This is a genomic window from Gilliamella sp. App6-5, assembly GCF_001690525.1.
GTDB classification, from domain to species: domain Bacteria; phylum Pseudomonadota; class Gammaproteobacteria; order Enterobacterales; family Orbaceae; genus Gilliamella; species Gilliamella apicola_H.
The window spans coordinates 14,159-36,445 of sequence record NZ_LZGT01000030.1 but is presented as its reverse complement, the minus strand read 5'-3'; the positions used below and the strand labels follow the sequence as shown (position 1 = coordinate 36,445).

The 22,287-nt window shown below is 35.0% G+C and carries 20 protein-coding genes; 15 read left to right on the top strand and 5 right to left on the bottom strand.

The genetic code is table 11. The features are described 5' to 3' along the window. The first annotated feature begins 46 nt into the window (after positions 1-46). The 5 genes from pbpC (at position 47) to A9G24_RS03605 (ending at position 5,205) form a co-directional block, all read left to right on the top strand. Positions 47-2,344 (top strand): penicillin-binding protein 1C, encoded by a 2,298-nt coding sequence (pbpC, locus tag A9G24_RS03625; RefSeq protein ID WP_065637807.1) that lies wholly within the window; start codon positions 47-49, stop codon positions 2,342-2,344. A gap of 12 nt (positions 2,345-2,356) precedes the next feature. Further along, positions 2,357-2,779: a nucleoside-diphosphate kinase gene (gene ndk / locus A9G24_RS03620; RefSeq protein WP_065637806.1), complete on the top strand. Its 423-nt coding sequence runs from the start codon at positions 2,357-2,359 to the stop codon at positions 2,777-2,779. A 173-nt stretch (positions 2,780-2,952) separates the two neighbouring features. Beyond that, positions 2,953-3,786 carry an ABC transporter substrate-binding protein gene (locus A9G24_RS03615; RefSeq protein WP_442902750.1) on the top strand — a complete coding sequence of 278 codons (834 nt, stop codon included), beginning with the start codon at positions 2,953-2,955 and terminating at the stop codon, positions 3,784-3,786. Positions 3,787-3,789: 3 nt separating this feature from the next. Further along, complete coding sequence (locus A9G24_RS03610; protein WP_065637804.1) at positions 3,790-4,515, top strand: amino acid ABC transporter permease; 726 nt, start codon at positions 3,790-3,792, stop codon at positions 4,513-4,515. Between the two features lie 6 nt (positions 4,516-4,521). Next, a complete protein-coding gene (locus A9G24_RS03605; protein WP_065637803.1) occupies positions 4,522-5,205 on the top strand; it encodes an amino acid ABC transporter permease in 684 nt (227 codons plus the stop codon). Between the two features lie 261 nt (positions 5,206-5,466). On the opposite strand, the gene A9G24_RS03600 is transcribed toward A9G24_RS03605, so the two are convergent. Then, positions 5,467-6,087: a YrbL family protein gene (locus A9G24_RS03600; protein WP_065637802.1), complete on the bottom strand. Its 621-nt coding sequence runs from the start codon at positions 6,085-6,087 to the stop codon at positions 5,467-5,469. Between the two features lie 276 nt (positions 6,088-6,363). On the opposite strand from A9G24_RS03600, the gene rplM reads away from it, so the two are divergent. The 8 genes from rplM to A9G24_RS03560 all read left to right on the top strand — a co-directional run bounded on the left by rplM (position 6,364) and on the right by A9G24_RS03560 (position 16,289). Continuing rightward, a complete protein-coding gene (rplM, locus tag A9G24_RS03595; RefSeq protein ID WP_065637801.1) occupies positions 6,364-6,792 on the top strand; it encodes a 50S ribosomal protein L13 in 429 nt (142 codons plus the stop codon). 11 nt (positions 6,793-6,803) lie between these two features. Further along, positions 6,804-7,196: a 30S ribosomal protein S9 gene (gene rpsI, locus A9G24_RS03590; RefSeq protein WP_034915459.1), complete on the top strand. Its 393-nt coding sequence runs from the start codon at positions 6,804-6,806 to the stop codon at positions 7,194-7,196. A 342-nt stretch (positions 7,197-7,538) separates the two neighbouring features. Continuing rightward, on the top strand, positions 7,539-8,171 hold the full coding sequence (locus A9G24_RS03585) for a glutathione S-transferase N-terminal domain-containing protein (protein WP_065637800.1): 633 nt from the start codon (positions 7,539-7,541) through the stop codon (positions 8,169-8,171). A 49-nt stretch (positions 8,172-8,220) separates the two neighbouring features. Further along, a complete protein-coding gene (locus A9G24_RS03580) occupies positions 8,221-8,631 on the top strand; it encodes a ClpXP protease specificity-enhancing factor (protein WP_065637799.1) in 411 nt (136 codons plus the stop codon). A 124-nt stretch (positions 8,632-8,755) separates the two neighbouring features. After that, positions 8,756-9,700, top strand: coding sequence for a CYTH domain-containing protein (locus A9G24_RS03575; RefSeq protein WP_065637798.1), 945 nt, complete (start codon positions 8,756-8,758; stop codon positions 9,698-9,700). A gap of 16 nt (positions 9,701-9,716) precedes the next feature. Beyond that, positions 9,717-10,763 carry a hypothetical protein gene (locus A9G24_RS03570; protein WP_065637797.1) on the top strand — a complete coding sequence of 349 codons (1,047 nt, stop codon included), beginning with the start codon at positions 9,717-9,719 and terminating at the stop codon, positions 10,761-10,763. A gap of 455 nt (positions 10,764-11,218) precedes the next feature. Continuing rightward, positions 11,219-14,062: a bifunctional [glutamate--ammonia ligase]-adenylyl-L-tyrosine phosphorylase/[glutamate--ammonia-ligase] adenylyltransferase gene (gene glnE, locus A9G24_RS03565; protein WP_065637796.1), complete on the top strand. Its 2,844-nt coding sequence runs from the start codon at positions 11,219-11,221 to the stop codon at positions 14,060-14,062. Positions 14,063-14,126: 64 nt separating this feature from the next. Then, positions 14,127-16,289 (top strand): extracellular solute-binding protein, encoded by a 2,163-nt coding sequence (locus A9G24_RS03560; RefSeq protein WP_065637795.1) that lies wholly within the window; start codon positions 14,127-14,129, stop codon positions 16,287-16,289. A gap of 67 nt (positions 16,290-16,356) precedes the next feature. Here A9G24_RS03560 and A9G24_RS03555 read toward each other — a convergent pair whose 3' ends face one another. From A9G24_RS03555 to yeiP, 4 genes are all read right to left on the bottom strand, one after another. Further along, positions 16,357-17,577 carry an MFS transporter gene (locus A9G24_RS03555; RefSeq protein WP_065637794.1) on the bottom strand — a complete coding sequence of 407 codons (1,221 nt, stop codon included), beginning with the start codon at positions 17,575-17,577 and terminating at the stop codon, positions 16,357-16,359. Positions 17,578-17,590: 13 nt separating this feature from the next. Then, on the bottom strand, positions 17,591-18,418 hold the full coding sequence (locus tag A9G24_RS03550; RefSeq protein ID WP_065637793.1) for an MBL fold metallo-hydrolase: 828 nt from the start codon (positions 18,416-18,418) through the stop codon (positions 17,591-17,593). 257 nt (positions 18,419-18,675) lie between these two features. After that, the gene (ttcA, locus tag A9G24_RS03545; protein ID WP_065637792.1) at positions 18,676-19,572 is read right to left on the bottom strand and encodes a tRNA 2-thiocytidine(32) synthetase TtcA; all 897 of its coding nucleotides are present in this window, start codon (positions 19,570-19,572) and stop codon (positions 18,676-18,678) included. Positions 19,573-19,586: 14 nt separating this feature from the next. Then, a complete protein-coding gene (gene yeiP, locus A9G24_RS03540) occupies positions 19,587-20,159 on the bottom strand; it encodes an elongation factor P-like protein YeiP (protein ID WP_065637791.1) in 573 nt (190 codons plus the stop codon). A 115-nt stretch (positions 20,160-20,274) separates the two neighbouring features. Here yeiP and A9G24_RS03535 point away from each other — a divergent pair, with 115 nt between their 5' ends. Together A9G24_RS03535 and A9G24_RS03530 are read left to right on the top strand one after the other, a co-directional pair. Next, on the top strand, positions 20,275-20,541 hold the full coding sequence (locus A9G24_RS03535) for a YkgJ family cysteine cluster protein (protein ID WP_065637790.1): 267 nt from the start codon (positions 20,275-20,277) through the stop codon (positions 20,539-20,541). A 202-nt stretch (positions 20,542-20,743) separates the two neighbouring features. Continuing rightward, positions 20,744-22,192 carry an amino acid permease gene (locus A9G24_RS03530; RefSeq protein ID WP_065637789.1) on the top strand — a complete coding sequence of 483 codons (1,449 nt, stop codon included), beginning with the start codon at positions 20,744-20,746 and terminating at the stop codon, positions 22,190-22,192. Positions 22,193-22,287 lie beyond the last annotated feature (95 nt).

Sequence of the window (22,287 nt, the reverse complement as noted above, 5' to 3'; positions counted from 1 at the left end):
ATCTTTTTATACTAAAACGTAGAGTTTCCTGAAACTTTTTGACAAAATGAAAAAGTACCTGCTTAACATTCTGGCTTTCGTGTTTTTTTTCATCCTTTTATTGCTAGGCTGCTTTTTTGTTGCCGATCACTTATTTCCATTATCGATTGCAAAAAATAAAAACACACAAACCATTCTTGCGCAAAATGGCACACCACTTTGGCGATTTGCTGATGAAAATGGTGTTTGGCGATATCCTATTCAATTAGATGAAGTGCCCAATGATTACCTTGATGTATTATTAAATTATGAAGATCGCCACTTTTATGATCACTTTGGTGTTAATCCCGCATCGTTACTGCGAGCAGCTTGGCAAAACATCACCAATAAAAAAATTATTTCAGGTGGCAGTACTATTTCGATGCAGGTTGCAAGATTGCTTGATCCTCACGATCGTTCCATAGCTGGAAAGTTACAACAAATATTTCGAACGCTACAACTTGAATTATATTTTACCAAAGATGAAATTTTAACTTTATATATCAACCGTGCACCATTTGGTGGAACAATCGAAGGCTTGGGGGCAGCGAGCTGGTCATATTTTGGCAAAGCGCCAAAAGCGTTAACACGTGGCGAAGCGGTTTTATTAGCGGTATTGCCACAAGCGCCAAGTCGTTTGCGTCCGGATAGGTATCCTCAGCGCGCCAAACAAGCTCGAGACAAAGTTTTAGCAAGATTAGCTCAATATCAAGTATGGTCATCCGATATTATTGAGCAAGTTCGAAAGGAAGAAGTGTGGGTTTACCCACGTAAAAAGCCACAACTAGCACCTTTATTAGCGCGAAGATTAAGTCAGCAATATCCTGATGTTGATATCATTCATTCAACGATCGATCACTCTCTTCAGTATAACCTTGAAGATATTGCGTCTAATCGTAAAAATCAGCTACCCCCTAAAACTTCGCTGGCTATTTTAATAGTCGATCATACCGATATGTCAGTAAAGGGCTATGTTGGTTCAGCAGATTTTAATGATAAAGAAAGATTTGGTCAGGTTGATATGATAAGTGCACTTCGCTCACCTGGATCGACATTAAAACCTTTTATGTATGCACTCGCGATTGATGATGGTATGATTCATTCTGAATCGTTATTGCAAGATACGCCTCGAATCAGTTCTGATTATCGTCCTACCAATTTTGATGAAGATTTTTATGGACCAATCAGTGCCTCAGAGGCATTAAAAAACTCATTGAACTTACCTGCTGTTCAGTTAATTGAACTCTATGGTCCAAAACGGTTTACCGGCAAACTTGCTAGTGTTGGGTTGTCACTGGTATCTACTGGAAATAATCCTAATATTTCGTATATATTAGGTGGTGCATCGTTAAGAATGGATCATTTGGTCAGTGCCTATAGTGCCTTTGCTCGTCATGGACAAGTCAGCCCTTTACGTTTTACACAAGATGAACCATTGTTAAGTAAGCCATTTATTAGCGATGGCAGCGCATGGATCACAAGGCAGATGTTAGTTAATCATCAGCAACTTGTTTACAAAACAGGTACTAGCTATGGCTATCGTGATGCTTGGGCGATTGGTGTTAATCCTCGCTATTTGATTGGCATTTGGGTCGGGCGTCCAGATGGCACGCCAGTTGTTGGTCAATATGGCGCCATCACAGCAGTGCCAATTTTGCAACAAGTTAATACATTGTTATTAAATAAAGAGCGACGACTCAATCGACCATTACCTTTAGTAACAAAACCAGCAACGGTAACTTCAGAAAAAATTTGTTGGCCATCAGGGCAAATATTGCCTACAAATGACGAAAACTGCCATCGCCAAAAAAATGCTTGGATATTAAATAATATGGTCCCCCCAACGCTTGATACTTTCACAGTGCTTAATAACAATCTCTACCGTTCAGGATGGGTAACGATCTGGGTCAATGATGCAGGAAAACGGGTATCAGCAGATTGTAGTAATGCGCATAAAAAACAGATTGCGCTTTGGCCAATCGCTTTAGAAAATTGGCTGTTACCCAAAGAGCGTCGGCAATCGTTGTTCCCTGAGGTTGATAAAAATTGCCCTGTATTTGGTAAAGATATCTTTTTGCCACTGAATATCATTGGGTTACGGGATAACCAATTAGTAAAACGTTTGCCAGGGCAACACGATGTCACCATTGATGTAACACCACAAGGTGGTACAGGCGATAAATGGTGGTTTTTAGATGGTGAACTGATTGAGCAAACACATGACGATCAAAAAGTTGCTTTAACGGTAACTCAAAAAGGTTTACATCGTCTATTATTATTAGACCAAAGCGGGCAAATTTCGCGACTGGCATTTACCCTTGATTAACTTGGAGCAAGCATGACTATTGAACGAACATTATCCATCATCAAACCCAATGCCGTTAAAAAGCAATTGATTGGTGAAATTGAAACCCGTATCAGCCAAGCAAAACTTAACATTATTGCCCTAAAAATGCTTAGATTAACGAAAGAACAAGCTGAAGGCTTTTATGCTGAGCATCAAGGTAAATCATTTTTTGATAAATTAGTTAAATTTATGATATCTGGCCCGATAGTGGTTCAGATTTTAGAAGGTGAAAATGCCGTTCAGCGTTATCGGGAACTGATGGGACCGACTGATTTATCTAAAGCAACAGCGGGCACTTTACGAGCGGACTTTGCTGACAGCATGACCGAAAATGCTGTACATGGTTCAGATTCTTTAACCGCAGCCGAAAAAGAAATTGCTTACTTTTTTTTCGATGGTGAGATAGTTGGGTAAATTAATTTTATAAAATACCGTGTTGTATTGCGTATTACCGTTATTCTAGGATTCTTTTTCAAAACATGATCGATATAACTTTAAGTTATAACCATGTGAGTATTTGTTATTTATTCATTCAGTTCTTTGTTGTTAGACTTTAACTGAAAATAACATAACCTTTATTCGGGAGAATCAGGATGAAATTGTTGACTAAATCACTCACTGTTGTCGCATTAATAAGTAGTTTGTTAGGTGCAAATTTTGCTTATGCAGATCGCTTTGATGACATTGAAAAACGCGGGGAAATCAAAATAGCCGTGTTTGATAGTAACCCGCCATTTGGATATGTTGACGAAAAGACCAATAAAATTGTTGGTCTTGACGTTGATTATGCCAATGAAATAGCTAAAGCACTGAATGTGAAAATTGATCTTGTACCAACTAATCCAGCCAATCGAATTCCGCTATTAACTTCCCAAAAAGCCGATTTAATTGTTGCTAACTTTACTGTAACTGATGAAAGGGCAAAAACTGTTGATTTTAGTTTGCCTTATTTTGCAACTGGTCAAAAATTTCTCGCGAAAAAGGGCGTTTTAAAATCAGCTGATGATTTGAAAAATCTGCGTATCGGTGCTGATAAAGGTACGGTGATGGAAATCACACTACGCGAAAAATACCCAACGGCTAAAGTGATTTCTTATGATGATACACCATTTGCCTTTGCGGCATTACGTAATGGTGTTGTCCAAGCAATTACTCAAGATGATGCCAAATTAATTGGTTTACTCGCTAATGTTCCGGAAGAACAACGCGCAGCATTTGAAATTTCGCCATTTAGTATCACCCAAGAATATCAAGCAGTTGGTATACCAAAAGGGGAGGAACGCTTAAAAGAAAAAGTCAACCAAATTTTATTAACACTTGAAAAAGATGGTCAAGCATTAACAATTTATAACCGTTGGTTTGGACCTGAAACCACATCAGCCATGCCTCGTGGTGACTTTAAAATAGGTAAAGGTCAGTAAGTTATGCACGAGCAATTACTTCAATCCCGTTATTGGTGGTGGTTATGGGATGGTTTTTTAGTTACGTTAGCTATCTCATTGCTTACTATCGTCTTTTCAACATTATTGGGTTTTTTATTAGTTATTGCTCAACAAAGCTCGATAAAGATTATTCAAGGGATTGTAATGGGGTATAACGCAATTTTTCGTTATTCCCCATTATTACCTCAACTCTTTTTTTGGTATTTTGGTGTGGGTAATTTATTACCAGTCGAATTTAAGTTATGGCTATTTGATGAACCACAAATTTCGTTTTTCTTTTTTTCACTGAAAATGCCTTCCTTTGAATTTATGATTGGTTTAGTTGGTTTAACGTGTTATTCCAGTGCTTTTATTGCCGAAGAGTTTAGAGCCGGCATTGCTGGTATAAGACAAGGGCAAGGACAGGCTTCATTAGCATTAGGGTTAACTTGGTGGCAAAGTATGCGATTTATTATTTTACCGCAAAGCTTTCGTATTGCCTTTCCGCCTTTAATTGGTCAGTATATGAATATTATCAAAAATTCGTCGTTAACAATGGCTATTGGTGTACTAGAGCTTTCTTATGTATCGCGTCAAGTTGAAACCGAATCATTAAAAACCTTTCAAGATTTTGCCATTGCAACTTTATTATATATTTTGGCAATAGTGATAGTTGGAACTTTAGGTAATATTTATCAAGCAAAACGATTACAAATAGGTAAGGTGTAATCAATTATGGAAATCAAAGGATTAGCGGTTATTTATAACAATTTAAGTTATATGATGTGGGGAAACTTTCCCGGAGGCATTTTTTTAACATTGTTAATGAGTTTTGCTGCAATTATCGTTTCAACGCTGTTAGGTATTTTTGCTGGCGTAGGGTTGACTGTCTTAAAAGGAACAGTGCGCTATTTATTAATCGGTATTCTTGGTTTTTTAAGGGCAATCCCTGTTATTATGCTTATTTTTTGGACTTACTTTTTATTACCTGTATTGCTTAATGTTGATGTGCCAGCTATCGCAACGGTGATATTTGCACTATCTTTAATTGGCGCCGCATATATTGGTCATTCAGTGCATGCTGGTATGATTGCTGTGGCTAAAGAACAATGGCAAGCAGCATTTTCATTAGGGTTGACTAAAAAGCAAGTTATTTTAGTTATCATTTTACCACAAGCTCTTAAAATGATGTTGCCGTCTTTTGTTAATCAGTGGGTATCGCTTATTAAAGATACGTCTTTGGCCTATATTGTCGGAGTGGCGGAATTTACTTTTATTGCTACTCAAGTTAATAATCGTAGTATGGTTTATCCAACTGAGATCTTTTTATTTGTTATTATTGTTTATTTTATTATCTGCGCTTTGCTTGATTTTGCTGTTTCGATTTTGCCAAAATGCCGAGCATTTCGTTTTAAATGACATTTTGTTTTATTTATTTTTGTTCACATTAATCTATCTATTAAATAAAGCCTTTTTATTAAGGTTCTCTTAAAGTTTTTAAGTTAATTTATTAATAATTTAGATGAATCTAAAATCGAAAAAGTGACCCAAGCCTTTTCGCATGGATCACAAGCATAATGGCATTAGGCTTGGTTTAAGTATTGTTAAAGTGCATCATGGTATATTCACCTAAAAAAAATAGACCCGATAATGTGAAAGGTGATATTGCATAATTTCGTATCATTGATTCACATCTTCAACTAAACGTGTAATTAATTTATTGTGGTCATTTTCTTTAATAATTGATGTTAAAAAACGTTGCCAAGTTCGTTCAATTTTAGCTTTCGCAAAAAAAGAAATATAATTAGCGATGGGAATAAGGGTTGAATTACCGATATTGTCGATAATAATCAATCGGCTTTTATCTGCACTTAAATGCTGAAATAAAATATTCTTGCTTTTGATTGTCATTGTAATAATGCGGTCTTTTAATAAAGCTGATTTTAAATTTTTTAATGATATAACTAAATCATCATAATATTGTTTAGTTAATTTATTATCAGCAAGGTATTTTTCAAGCGGTATGGCTATTTCACCATTATAATCTCGAATAAGCTCGAAAACATGCCCTTTACCGTAATTGGTTGAAACTGAGCCATAATATTTTGCTAATGCATCAAACGCAATATTACGTTTAATAAGGTGTTTATAATAAGCTATTTCGCGGTTTGTTTCTTCTTCTGCGCCGTCATTGTAATTAACTTTAATGCATTTATTAGGAGCTATTGGATGATGATAGCATTTGCGGTGTAACCCTTTGCCTATATAATCGCCTTTAGAAAGTAGAATTGTATTGTCCATTTATATCAATATGCCGTTATTTAATGTTAAGTGAAAGTTTAACAGTAAGCGTTTCTTATCGCCATGATTTTTTCTTTTTAACTCTAGCGCTTTTATATTATTTCTGTATAATGTTGCCACCCACGTTACGACAACGTTCTTCCCAACGTTGTTTTCGATTGTCAACATTAATATGGCCACTCGAAGGGGTGAGTTAATTAATAGTTTTGATCAAAAAGTGTAAATAAATCAAGTGATTTATTAACGTGAGATTAATTAAAATTTGGATAATTACGAATGAGTACTTTTTCAGCTAAACCAGAAACAGTTAAACGCGACTGGTATGTTGTTGATGCAGCAGGTAAAACGTTAGGTCGTTTAGCTACTGAAATCGCAAGCCGTTTGCGTGGTAAACACAAAGCAGAATACACACCACATGTTGATACAGGTGATTATATTATCGTTATCAATGCAGAAAAAGTTGTTGTAACAGGCAAAAAACGCACTGATAAGATCTATTATCGTCATACTGGTTACATCGGTGGACTTAAAGAAGCGACTTTTAAAGAAATGATTGAACGTCATCCTGAACAAGTCATCGAAATTGCTGTAAAAGGCATGTTACCGAAAGGTCCTCTTGGTCGTGCAATGTACCGTAAACTAAAAGTTTATGCTGGTAATGAGCACAATCATGCGGCACAACAACCGCAAGTATTAGATATTTAAGGGGATAAAAGATGGCTGATAATCAATATTACGGTACAGGTCGCCGCAAAAGTTCTGCTGCTCGTGTATTTATCAAACCAGGTAGTGGTAACATCGTTATTAACAAACGTTCATTAGAGCAATACTTTGGTCGTGATACTGCTCGTATGGTTGTTATGCAACCGTTAGAGTTAGTCGAAATGACTGACAAACTTGATCTTTACATCACGGTTAAAGGTGGTGGTATTTCAGGTCAAGCGGGTGCAATTCGTCACGGTATTACTCGTGCATTAATGGAATATGATGAAACTTTACGTTCTGCATTACGTCAAGCAGGTTTCGTTACTCGTGATGCACGTCAAGTTGAACGTAAAAAAGTGGGGCTACGCAAAGCACGTCGTCGTCCACAATTCAGCAAACGTTAATTTCAATATTACAAAAACGTTACAATTTTGTTTCAAAAACCCAGCATTGGCTGGGTTTTTTATGCTGGTTTTTATCTATTAAAAACATTCTTTCTTTTGATTAAGTGACTTTGAATGATGCAAGGTTATCGGCAAATAAATGAATCTTCTTAAATTTGACGAATCTAACTCATTCTGCAATCTTTTATATTAAAACGTATGCTTTTCTGAAACTTTTTTTCAATATTGTATTATTCAAGAAAATAACGTAAGAAAATTCATTTTTTTTAACAAATTTGTTATTCAATTTGTTAGAATGGTCATCATTAAAACTTATTTTAATTTTATATATTTGGAGTGGATATGGTTGTTGCTGTTAATAAACGTTCTGTGATGACATTATTTTGTGATACAACAGATATTTACGGACATCAGATCCGTTTTGTTCTGGCAGAAAAAGGGGTAACTGCGGAAATAGAGTTTGTAACGGCAGATAATTTACCTCAAGAATTATTGGATCTTAACCCATATGGTTCAATTCCAACTTTAATTGATCGAGATCTTACGTTATATGAACCACATATTGCATTGGAATACCTTGATGAACGCTTTCCGCATCCGCCATTAATGCCAGTTTATCCGATTGTTCGAGCGAATTCTCGATTAACGATGTATCGAATTAAAAAGGAGTGGTACAGTGCTTACGAAACAATCATTGCTGATCCTAATAGCGATGCTGCCAAAATAGCACGAAAAAATCTTCTTGATGATCTTGTTTCCATCTCGGTTATGTTTAAAGAAGCAGATTATTTTATGAGTGATGATTTTACTTTAAGTGATTGTTACTTTGCGCCATTACTTTGGCGATTACCTCTGCTTGACATTGAATTACCAAAAGTCGCTGAAAAGAATTATTTAGGCTATATGGCACGAATTTTTGAACGTCCTGCTTTTGTTAATTCATTAACAGAAGAAGAAAAAAAGATAAGATCTTAATCAATTAAATTTATCCTTATTTACGATAATTTTAGACAAGGTGGCCTTAATGGAACTTGAGCAAATGACCCCGCGTCGCCCTTACATATTTAGGGCTTTTTATGATTGGATTTTAGATAACGACTTAACGCCTTATATTGTAGTGAATACTTCGGTATATGGTGTATTAGTGCCGCAGGAATTTATCCAAAACAATCAAATCGTTTTAAATATTGCCCCGCAATCGGTAGGCCAATATTTATCTACTAATGAACAAATTGAATTCAATGCTCGTTTTTCTGGCGTACCCCAACACATTGTAGTGCCGATGGCTGCAATTGAGGCTATTTATGCACGCGAAAATGGCGTTGGCATGGGATTTGAAGATGAGCCGCAATATCATGCTCAGCGTGAAGCACCATCTCAACAATCCGAACAATCCAAACCTAAGCCAACTAATCCATTTCGTGTCGTAAAGTAATTGGTAATCTAGTTCACGAACATTAATTGACGGTACTGTTTAATGCATAGTTTTTCCGTCATTGATTGCTTTACATAATAACTACACAATAGATGAATCACAATAACGAATAAAAAATAGATTAATGAGTAACGAAATTGAATTAAAGTTTGAAATAAATAATAGTGATATTGCTGCGTTGCAACTTTATTTAAATCAATGGGCGCACTCTGATGAACTAGAGTTTTCTGCAATATCAAATCAAAAACGTACATTCTCGCAATTAACACTTTGTAACACCTATTATGATACAGTGGACTATTATTTGCGTCATCATGGATGTGGTTTACGAGTCAGAACAAGCAATGACAGCACGATAACTCATTTTGAAATCACCTTGAAACGTGATAAAAAAACTATTGCGGGTTTACATGAGCGAGCTGAGTTTAATGCTGATTTGCCTAATTCAGTGCCTAATTTAACTGTATTACCGCATTCGGCATTGCCTGCTAATTGTGATATTGAGCGATTACAGCAAGATTTATTACCGTTATTTTCAACTGACTTTAAACGTCAAGTTTGGTTAATTTCGTTTGCAAGTAGTGAAATTGAAGTAGCATTAGATCAAGGTGAAATTCACTCAAATGGAAAAATTAAAATAATCCAAGAAGTCGAATTAGAGATCAAACAAGGTAATAAGCAGGATTTACTCAATTTTGCGCTTGAATTAAGTCGATTTCATTTGCATCTTTTTTCACAAAGTAAAGCCGCTAGAGGTTATTACTTACTCAAAAATGTGCCATTAGAAATCTGCCAGTTTGCTCCACAAGTTCATCAAGATTTGGTGCAGCTATTAAAGTTTTGGCAACAAAACGAAGAGTATGCGTTAGAAGTTAATGATCTGGAACTATACCAACAGACACTAAATCAAATCAATTATATCCTAATAGATAAACATCTTCCGCTTGAACCTGAATTTACCCAATGGCAAATGGCATTATTGTCCATTAACTCTGTAAAAGAATTTGCTTTTAGTGAGATCAATACAAAGTTGAAACTAATGTTGATTGCAAATCTAACTGTTAATTAATTAAATGAAAAGTAAAATGACAAAACTCTCCTTTTTTAAATTACCGTTCTTGTTCGTACTGTTTTATGGGGTGCTAGATAGCACTTTTTTGGTTGGGCGAGAACTTCTTGTTGACAACATGGTTTTCAGTTATGCAAAGCTTAATCCATATATTTGGGCCGATTCTTTTGTATCATTAATTATTCATATAGTTTTGCCTAATACTTTTAATCAGCTAGCAAATCTGGTTTTAATTTTTATTACTTCAGCCATAATATTGCACAAGAATTCGGTTTATCGGGCCAATAAAAAGAATCTGCTTTGTGTATTCTTAATTGTTTTTTTGATAATAATAGGTATCAATGGTTGTCAAATTCTATTTGAGCGACAGGTTCTTGGATTTTTATATTCTGCTATAGCGCCATATTATTTTCCTCATATAGAAAGTCTCTATATAGGCATATTTAGATTAGCTTGTTATATTTGGATAATAATGGCGATTTATTTAGGGGGAAAGCTACTGCGAACTGCTTTTGTAACAGAGCCAGATATGATTGTATTATCCTCAGACAATAGTCAAAAAGCTCATTTATCTTTATTTATTTTATTGTTTAATTTCTATTATCTAGCTATTGTCTTGTTCTGTTTAAATTTCTTTTTTATTCCTAAAGATCCTCTAGATTCTACAGCCCCCTTTGAACATAATATTGTAATTATTATGTTTTATTCAGCGTTTTTGCTGATTATAAATATGATCGGTTATTTTGCTTTACGAAAAAAATTTATGGCAGTTAATGGTCAATTGCAAGTGAAGTCATTAATTTTTAGTTCTGCTATTGCTTTTATGTTGACATTATTAACAGCAATAATTGTCATCTCTATAAATATATATTGTCTAAAATGGTTTGATAAGATGGCAAACTCATTAACAAACAATGAAATGCTGATCATAGTTATAGCCGATATTATGTTATTATTTCTCATGTTAAGTGTAACGGGTTGTGGTATTGTCCGCAAAACAGCCAAGGCATTTTTTAGTAAAAAAGCTAATTTATCCTGTTTTGTTAAGCTATCGCCTGAATAGGACTTACACCAATTAACTTAACAGAAATTGAACTGGTAAAATTGGCATTAAGCAAGTTCAATTTCTGTTATTATTAATGGCAACATTTTACATTAAGCACAACAGGTGTGGCACTATAATAAGTAGTACTGTCTTGTATTATATATTGTTATTGATTATATAGAGCGATACCTGAAATTTTTACTCCCTCTTGTTATGGCATGTTTTTATTAGGATTAAGGTAATTATGCTATCTTAGCAAAAAAACTCTCGTTCCAAAATGTGTATTGTCGATATGGCAAAGATAAGACAAATAACTTGAAACAGTTTTTATTTTTTGTATGCATTATCCATTATTTTTCTGCAAGTTTTTATTTTGTATATAAAATACTATATCAATAGCAAAAGTTATTTATAATATGGTTCTATTTTAGTGATTTTACTTTTAGTAAAAATATTTCTAAGAGAGTTTACCCATGTTGGAACTTAACCACTTGCTTTCCACTTTGCTTGAGCAGCAAAAGCAAAAAATTACCTTTCAACTTAAGCAATGCCCCCCGAATGAGGTGGAAGCTAATCTTGATATTTTAGTACACAGTGATTTTTTGGTGGATGCTTTTTATCAATTTCCACCGTGGCTTTCTGATATCGTAAAAAATCCACCACAAGCCGACGAAAGACAATATTATCAAAAGTGGTTGAGTGAAAAATTAACAGTAGGTTCAGATGAAACTGAATTAATGAAGATATTAAGACAATTTCGTCGTTATATTTTAGTCCGGTTGGCGTGGTCTCAATTAACACATAGCAGCAATGATGAGCAGATTTTATTACAATTGAGTGAACTGGCTGAGGTGATCATTGTTACAGCTCGTGATTGGCTCTATGAGCTTAGTTGTAAAGAGTGGGGAACTCCTTGTAATGCTCAAGGTGAGCTACAGCCATTACTGATTTTAGGGATGGGCAAACTAGGCGGAGGAGAACTTAATTTTTCGTCTGATATTGATTTGATTTTTACTTATCCGGAGCATGGGCAAACACAAGGAGGGCGGAGAGAGTTAGATAATGCGGTATTCTTCACGCGATTAGGTCAACGTTTAATTAAAGTACTTGATCAAATTACTGAAGATGGTTTTGTCTACCGTGTGGATATGCGTTTGCGCCCGCTTGGTGATGGAGGGCCTTTAGTATTGAGTTTTGCTGCCATGGAAGATTATTACCAAGAACAAGGGCGTGACTGGGAACGCTATGCAATGGTTAAAGCAAAAGTATTGGGTAATGAGCAAGCACCTTATGCTAAAGAGCTTTACCAAATACTAAAACCTTTTGTGTATCGTCGTTATATTGACTTTAGCGTCTTGCAATCATTGCGTAATATGAAAAGCATGATTGAACGCGAAGTGCATCGCCGTGGTTTAAAAAACAATATTAAACTTGGGGCAGGTGGCATTCGCGAGATAGAGTTTATTGTACAAGTTTTTCAGCTTATTCGCGGTGGTCGCGTAGTGAACCTACAAACTCGTTCATTATTATCTGCTTTACAGGTCATTGGGCATGAACAATTACTGAGCGCTCAAGAAGTATCGACGTTACGCGAAAATTATCTTTTTTTGCGCCGTTGCGAAAACTTACTGCAAGCGATTCGTGATGAGCAAACCCAAACACTCCCAGAGGATGATCTTGATCAGTTACGTTTAGCGATAAGCATGGGCTTTAATAATTGGTTTGATTTTGCAACTGAATTATCGGCACGAATGCAAATTAATCGTTTAGTATTCAATGAACTTATTGGAGAGGTAGAGCCTGAATTGTCCTCTAATGATAAACAGCATAATGATCAATTTGATGATCTTTGGGTACCAGATCTACAATTAAATGATGTGATGGCAATACTACCTAACTATTCAGATAGTGAGGCAAATCAATTTTGGCAGATGCTTGTGCAATTTAGAGATGATATAAGTAAACGAACAATTGGTGTTCGTGGACGAGAAATACTTGATCAATTAATGCCAAGACTATTAGAAGCTTGTTGTGCTGACAAACAAGCATTAATGGTATTACCAAGAATTTTACCATTGATAATTAATATTGTTAGTCGCACGACTTATTTAGAGTTATTATTGGAGTATCCGACTGCATTAAAACAGTTAATTCGTTTATGTAGCGCATCGCCAATGATTAGCGATCAACTTGCTCATTATCCCATATTATTAGATGAACTTATTGATATCAATTCGTTGTACCAAACCGTTGCACCTAATGAGTATAAAAGCCAGCTTTATCAGTATTTATTACGCATTCAGTTGGATGATGAAGAACAACAACTTGAAGTTTTACGCCAATTTAAGCAAATGCAATTACTGCATATTGCAGCAGCAGATGTTGAACAAGTCTTATCAACCATGAACGTCAGCGATCACTTAACCTATGTGGCTGAGGCATTACTTGATTTTGTTTTACAAATGGCATGGAACCAAATGCTTGCTCGTTATGGCAAACCAGAGCATTTGGGCGATAATAATAAAGGCTTAGTTGTGGTTGCCTACGGTAAATTAGGTGGCTGGGAGCTAGGTTATGGATCTGATTTAGATCTGGTTTTTTTACATGATTGTCCAGTCAATAGCATGACTAATGGAAATAAACAGATCGATAGCCGTCAATTTTATTTGCGTTTAGTTCAGCGAATTATTCATTTATTTAATGTGCGCACTAGCTTTGGTATTTTATATGAAGTCGATGTAAGGCTTCGCCCACAAGGTGATGCGGGGCTTCTTGCTTGTAGTTTAGATTCGTTTGAAGATTACCAAATGAATGAAGCTTGGACATGGGAACATCAAGCCTTAGTGCGTGCTAGAGCTGTATATGGTGAAGGTGAATTAATCAAACGCTTTAACCAAATTCGGCATAATGTACTTTGCAAAAAGCGTGATGAAGTTATATTAAAAAAAGAAGTGCGTGAAATGCGTGAAAAAATGAGAGTACATCTAGGTAGCGCTCAAAACAATTTATTTAATTTAAAAATTGATGAGGGTGGTATTGGTGATATTGAGTTTTTATCGCAATATCTGGTACTTAATTATGCTTATCAGTATCCCAAGATGACAACATGGAGCGACAATGTGCGCATTTTAGAACTCGCGGCAAATTACCAAATTATGGATAACGAAGAAGCCGAGCAGTTAACTAAAGCTTATATTGATATGCGTAACGAAATTCATCAATTAGCACTGCAAGTTTTACCGATCACGGTTGAGAATTCGTGTTTTAAACAAGAAAGGCATATTGTTAGCCAGAGTTGGAAAAAGTGGTTAACCTGATATTTGGTGTTAGCAGCTTAATTTGGCAAAAAATCTTGTTTTAATTTTCGGAGTTTAAAACTAAATGACAACGATTAAAGACATAGCTAAACAAGCAGGTGTATCACATGGTACGGTTTCAAATGTACTTAATGGCCGTGGAAATGTTAGTGTTAAAAAAATTAAACTAGTGGAAGATGCAGCTAAAAAGCTGGGGTATCAGCTTAATTTACAAGCGAAAATACTAAAAGAAGGTGCGGCAAAAACAATTTCAGTTGTTTTGCCTAATATCACATCTCAACAATATGCTAATGTTTATGATGGATTATTTCATGATTTAAATCAGCTTGGTTATGAACTAACGTTATACCTAACTTATGATTCCAGAGAGCTAGAACAAAAAATTATTGAACAGATAGCTGTTAAGCGCGATTATGCAGTGATAGCCGTTAGTACTTTAGACAATGCCAATCGTTATTACCAAAGAATAAAAATAGCTAAAGAAAAAATTATTTTTGTTTATCGCCAACCTGAATCGGCTGTGCAATTTATTACGTTGGATTACGAGAAAGCCGGCGCTGATATTGCTAGTCAGATAATGAAACATGATTATAAACGTATTGGTTTACTGAGTAATTCTGATCATCATACTCATGCACAATCTTTTAAAAAAGGTTTGCAAAAAGCCTTTAATGCACAACATTATCCTATTGAATTAAAAAGTATTGAATCAATTCCGTCAAATACTACTTATAATTTGTCTTTCAGTTTTTTTACAAAAGAATCTGAACCTTTTGATGTGCTTATTACCATGGATATTGAGCGTGCTCGTTATTTACGGAATGCTAGTTATTTTGGAAGCTTGCAACTTTGTCCGCCTATTTATACGCTTACTGATGATAGTTTTTTTTATGAAAACAATTTTTATCAATATCATATGAATTATGGTATGTTAAGCCAGCAAATCATTAGCTTAATCAAAGGAGAGCAAGTTTCTAAATTAGATAATAAAGGATTTTTCTTATTGCCTGATCAGATTGCTAATACCAAATTTAATAACAATGAGGAAATCAATGTATTAATTATACCTAGTCCATCAACGGAGGCTTTAAAAAAATTACTTCCACATTTTAAAAAAATGAGCGGAATCAAAGTTAATTTAATTATCGAACCGTTTGATAAAATTTATCATATCCTCAATAAGCTTGAACAATATAAACAAATTGATATTATTCGTATTGATATGGCAGGATTACCTTGGTTTGCCCCAAAGATATTTAAACCATTATCTGATTTAAATCTTAACTTAACTAATTTATTCAATCGCTATTTACCTGAAATTGTTAAACGATATAGCTATGTGAATAATACGGCTTATGCACTTCCTTTTGATCCCAGCGTGCAGATGTTATTTTATCGTAAAGATCTGTTTGAAGATCCCTTAATTAAACGATCCTATTTTGAAAAATATCGTCAACATTTAGATGTGCCCGTTGATTTTAAAAAATTTGATCAAATTGCTGGCTTTTTTAATCAAGCACAAAATCCTGAATCACCAGTAGAGTTTGGTAGTTGCATAACCTTAGGTAATGAAGAAATTATTGCATCTGAATTTTTAGTACGTTATTACGCTCAGGGAGGTAAGCTATTTAGCAACCAACAATTAGGTTTGGATTGTTCAATAGCTATTGAAACATTGACGCAATTACAGTCTTTTATGCAGATTGCAAACAAAGTAGATGCAGCATGGTGGCAAGAGTCAGTTAATCAATTTGAGCAAGGTCGGTTAGCAATGATAATGGTCTATGTTAATTTATTCAGTTATATCAATTATCGAAATATTTTGCCATTAGTGGGGTATGCTCAAGTGCCTGGTAATAGCCCATTATTTGGTGGTGGCTCATTAGGTATTTCAAAATATAGTAAAAAAACAGTTTCGGCGACACTATTTTTTGATTGGATTTATTCTGAAGAAATCAGTGAGCAAATTGCATTATTAGGTGGTACAACCGCACAAAATAGTATTCTTCAAAACCAACGTATTATAAAAAGTTATCCTTGGTTGAAATTAGCACAATTACAGTATGCCAACGGAAAACGAGAAAACTATATAGGTAACCAAGCTATTAATTTAAGGCATATTGAACATATTATTGGTCATTATTTATCAAAGTGGATTAAAGGACAATATAGTTCAGAGCAGGTTATTTTAAAAATTAACTCTCATATAAAAAAAGAATACTGCTAATAACGTTAATATTATTAGCAGTATGGTGTTTGTTATATCAATATTTACTTTATTTATTGTGTTTTAATTATGAAGTGGTTTTAGAGGTCGTAATAATATCTTTATCTCTAAAGAAAAACCAAAAACCAACAGCAACGACGGCGGCTACAGCAGCTGGGTAGATCCAAAACTCTTGCCATTGTGGACCTGCATTTGGTAAGGTTTTTTCTGTAACTACTCGGTTATTGATAAATCCGCATACTGATGCCGCCATAAATAGACCAAATCCATTGGATACAATAAGACGTAAACCTTGAGCTTGAGCTTTAATTTCAGGGCCTGCTTTTTTATCGACATAAATATCTCCAGCGGTAAAAAAGAAGTCCCAGCAAGCTCCTTGTAACAATAAGGCACCAATCACATAAAAGAGCGTACCACTATCAGTAGTCGCAGCGAAAGATAACATTAAACTACGAATGACCCAGCAAATGGCACCGAACAAAATAATCTTTTTAAAGCCAAAGTGTCCCAATAAGAACGATAAAAGGAACATAAATAAAACTTCGGTCGCGATAGCAATTTGCATCATTGATGCTGGTTCAAGACCAAGTACTGGTAAATATACCGGTAAGTAAGCACTATAAGCAGTTTTTGTTATCATCAATATAAAGGTTGATAACATAAAGATGGTGAAATATTTATCTTTAAATAATGATAATGCATCTAAACACATTGCATCGCGGATTGAAAATTTTTTATTTTTGCTTGTTGGTGGCGTGTTTGGTAGGGTAAAGCAATAAACACCATATACGACCGAAGCTACAGCTGCAAGTAAAAATGAGTTAATTGATTTTGAAAAACCAGTATAACCAAGAATAAAACCGACAACCATAAAACCAATGGTGCCAAACACACGAATGATCGGGAACCAACGTACACCATCAATATGCCTAAAACTGACACTATTGGCTAACGCCGTAGTTGGGTAAAAGAGTAATCCAACAATAAAGATCATAATTAAAAAGCCAACAGTATTGCTACTTTCAACAAAATTAGGAATTAAAAATAGTACACCTGCATTAATAATGTGTAGTATCCCCATCATCTTTTGTGAGGCAATAAATCGATCCGCAACCATACCAATAAATAGTGGTGAAATAATGGTTGCAATTCCTAATACAGAATAAGTTGAACCAACGATCTCTTTTAACTCATAAGCGGCAAGTACCGAGCCAATAACCATATTCCATGCACCTTGCACAAAATATTGTAAAAACATCATTATCAGTAAACGAGGTATTTTGAACATAGTAAGTTCCCTATTAAATTATTTTTATTAAGCCGTCGTAAGCGACTTCAATATTGTAAGGTTTAAAAATCTCAACTAATTCATCGTGCATAAAGCCACTGCTGTGAGAGTGATGAGAGGTGATGAGTTGTGTACTACTATGAAAAATGCCTTCATCAAGCATCCGTTTTTGTGCCGATATTACTGATTCAATACTCATATGATTATTAGTACGATCATTTTGTTTATATCCATAAGTACACTCAAAAATCGCTAAATCGATTTTTTTACCACTATTTTTTAGCCATTGCCAAGTTAGTTCAGGGAAATATCCCGAATCATGACCGTGAAGTATGGTTTTGCCGTCTTTTTCAATTAAATAGATATAGCAAAATTCCCATTTAGCATGATTAGCAAGTAGTGGTGTAACTGTATATCCGGCTGATGTTATAACAGATTGATAGGGCACTAATAAATTGAACACAAAACGCTCATGGCTATATCCTGGTAATACATTTAAGCAGCCATTGATTGCAATATCATTACCGTATACATAAAGTGGATGAGTGATATTAAATCCATAGTCCACCATACGGCTAAACAAATCCCCTACATTGAAGTGATCAGGATGAGTATGAGTGAACAGCAGATCTTTTATTTTGGTGACATCGATATTTTCACGCATCACTTGATAGCTAAATTCTGGAGCAAAATCAATTTGCATTATGTCATCAATGACAACAGAACTACGCGTGCGTATGTTTTTTCCTTTTATAATGCGCGATTTTTCGCATATTTGGCATTTACAAAAAGGATTTGGAATACCTTCGGATGCCGCCGTTCCCAAAAATTGTAATTTCACATTGTTCTCCTATAAGTTTAGCTTGCCACTATCTAGTTTTGTTTTTATCTATTTATTAAAATTGGAACGTTTCAATTTTATTTTACGATACATAATTCTACAATAAAAAAACGTAATTTTTTACTAATGCGTGAGCAAGATCATAAATTTTAGGGGGAATATTATCGGTGAATTAAAAAAATTCACCGATAACTTTTGAGACTGGGTTAATTTTGAAAGTTATTTAGCGGAACAATAAACTTTATTGACTGGATTAGCTATTTTGCTTTCTTCCATAAAATCATATCCTGTTCTTCAAGCTCTGAAGCATCAAAGCCAACGGTTGGCACCATATCTTCGCGGTCAAAAGCGATATCACCACCGTTAATAGCTAGATCACCTTTTTTAATTCCTTTAAAATCAAACAAATTGGTATCACACAGATGGGATAGGGTGATATTTTGTGTTGCTCGGAACATGGTTTCAATGCGTCCGGGGAACTTTTTATCCCATTCATTGAGCATTTCTTTAATTACTTGCCTTTGTAAGTTGGGTTGTGAGCCACAAAGATTACAAGGAATAATCGGAAATTGTTTAATTTCAGCGTATTTAGCGATGTCTTTTTCTTTGCAATAAGCTAGTGGTCGAATAATGATATGTTCGCCTGAATCATTCATTAGCTTCGGTGGCATTGCTTTGAGTTTACCGCCATAGAACATATTTAAAAACAATGTTTCTAAAATATCATCACGATGGTGGCCAAGGGCAATTTTTGTTGCACTAAGTTCGGTGGCTGTGCGGTATAATATTCCTCGGCGTAGCCGTGAACAAAGCGAGCAAGTTGTTTTACCTTCAGGTATCTTCTCTTTGACAATACCATAGGTGTTTTCTTGCACGATTTTGTATTCAATGCCTAGTGATTGCAAATACTGAGGCAAAACATGTTCGGGGAAGCCAGGTTGTTTTTGATCTAAATTAACTGCAATTAGTTCAAAGTTTATGGGGGCGCTGATTTTCAAGTTAATTAGAATATCAAGCAAAGTATAACTATCTTTACCACCTGATAAGCAAACCATAATACGATCACCTTCTTCGATCATATTAAAGTCAGTGATTGCCTCACCAGTCAAGCGACGCAATCGTTTGTGTAGTTTATTTTGATTATATATATTCATTACAATTTTATTGGTTATTCGACACGGCTCATATAACGGCGTTCAGCAATATGAATTTTAACTTTTTCGTGGTTATCAATATATTCAGGAACTTGAATAACAAGCCCTGTTGATAACGTAGCTGGTTTAGTTCGCGCACTGGCTGACGCCCCTTTAATACTTGGCGAAGTTTCAACAATTTCGAGGTTAACCGTTTGCGGTAATTCTAAAGCAAGGACTTCGCCATCCGCCATTAGCACTTGAATATCATTCATGCCGCCTTCAGGAATAAACAATAACTCATCTTCTATTTGCTCTTTTTTGAAGATATAAGGGGTAAAATCTTCGTTATCCATAAACACATATTCATCGCCATCAATATACGAAACACTAACAGGACGGCGTGATAGTTCAATCGTTTCTAGGATATCATCACCTTTAAAACGCTCTTCAACTTTACCACCATTTTTGACATCGGTAAAACGCATTTTATAAAGTGTACTTGCACCACGTGCGCTTGGACTTTGAACATCAATATCTTTAACCAGTAATAATTTGCCATTAAAGGCGACTGCATCGCCACGTTTTATTTCATTTGCTTTAGCCATAATATTTATTCTTCACAATTAATAAAAAGAGTTAAAAATTAGCTCGCTATTTTACCGCTAACTTGTTATTGTCACCATCAAAATTTATTCAAGCGCCTTAAATTAAAGAAAAACTATGGCAGATTTATTCAAATGCAGGCAAAACTGTGGTGCTTGTTGTATTGCGCCATCGATTTCATCAACTATTTCTGGTATGCCTAAAGGGAAGCCTGCTGGCGTTGCTTGCATTCATTTAGATAATAATTATCAATGTAAATTATTTTTACACCCATCAAGGCCTACAGTTTGTGGTCGATTAAAACCCAGCATCGAAATGTGTGGTAATAATAGAATGCAAGCGATGAATTATCTAATACAGTTAGAACAGCTAACTAAAGGTTAAGTATTGCCTAAATTTAACAAAACAGTTCGATTATTAGAATTATTTATCTCGTACAGTAGTTTTTTTGATAAACTTTCCGCACTTCATTATTTAGTGATAAATATCAATAAATTTTTGAGATAGATTTTAACCACATATATCTTTATACATCAAATAAGTGGCTAATATTACCAATAAATTTGATCTTTTTAGACAGAAGAAAATGATTATGAAAAACAAATTAAAACGAGATTTAAAAGCCCGCCATTTAGCTATGATAGCTATTGGTGGTTCGATCGGAACTGGGCTCTTTGTTGCATCAGGTGCAACTGTTGCTCAGGCAGGTCCTGGTGGTGCATTGCTTTCGTATGCCATTATAGGTGTGATGGTGTATTTTTTAATGACCAGCCTTGGTGAGCTAGCAGCTTATCTGCCTGTTTCAGGTACTTTTGCAACTTATGGTTCACGTTATGTCGATGAAGCGTTTGGCTTTGCCATCGGTTGGAACTATTGGTACAACTGGGCAATTACGGTTGCTGTAGACTTAGTTGCAGCTCAATTAGTTATCTCTTATTGGTTTGATGCAGGACCTTATAGCTGGTTATGGAGCTTATTGTTTTTAAGTATCATCTTTTGCTTAAACTATATTTCAGTTAAAGGTTTTGGTGAAGCAGAATTTTGGTTTTCATTAATTAAAGTTGTTACTGTGATTATTTTTATTGTAGTTGGTTTATTAATGATTATTGGCATCTTTCGAGGTGTCGAAGTGGCTGGTTGGAAAAATTGGACAATCAAAGAAGCGCCTTTTGCGGGTGGGTTTTCATCAATGATTGGTGTCGCAATGGTGGTTGGATTTTCATTCCAAGGTACCGAATTAATAGGTATTGCAGCGGGTGAATCAAAAGATCCAGAAAAAAACATACCTAAAGCTATGCGACAAGTATTTTGGCGAATCTTGTTATTTTATATCTTTGCGATTTTAGTTATCAGCTTGATTATTCCTTATACTGATCCTAATTTACTACGTAACGATGAAACTGATATCAGTGTTAGTCCATTTACCCTTGTATTTGAACATGCAGGATTATTATCTGCTGCGGCATTAATGAATGCAGTTATTTTAACATCCGTATTATCTGCGGGTAACTCAGGGCTGTATGCTTCAACCCGCATGCTATATGCACTTGCTAAAGAAGGTAAAGCGCCTAAAATATTTTCAAACTTATCATCATCAGGAGTGCCTCGTGCTGCGTTGTTAGCAACAACATTTGTGGCTATGCTTTGTTTCTTAACCTCGATGTACAAAGATCAGGCTGTTTATTTATGGTTGCTTAATATGTCAGGTATGACAGGCTTTATTGCTTGGCTAGGAATTGCGATTAGCCATTATCGTTTTAGAAAGGGTTACACTATTCAAGGTAAGGATGTTAATCAATTACCGTATCAATCAAGTTGCTTCCCATTTGGCCCTATTTTCGCTTTTGTATTATGCTTAATTATTACCCTTGGTCAAAATTACGAAGCTTTCTTGCAAGATACCATTGATTGGAATGGTGTTATCGCGACCTATATTGGTATACCATTATTTTTAGTGATTTACTTTGGCTACAAGCTAGTGAAAAAGACAAAATGGGTTAAATACGAACAGATGGACTTTTCTAAAGAAGATTAATTCATAAGTTTAGTCCCAATTCTTTACTTTTCCGTCGACAAAAGTCGACGGTTTTTTATTAAAAAAGAGAGAAATAAACTGTTATATAGTTTTAA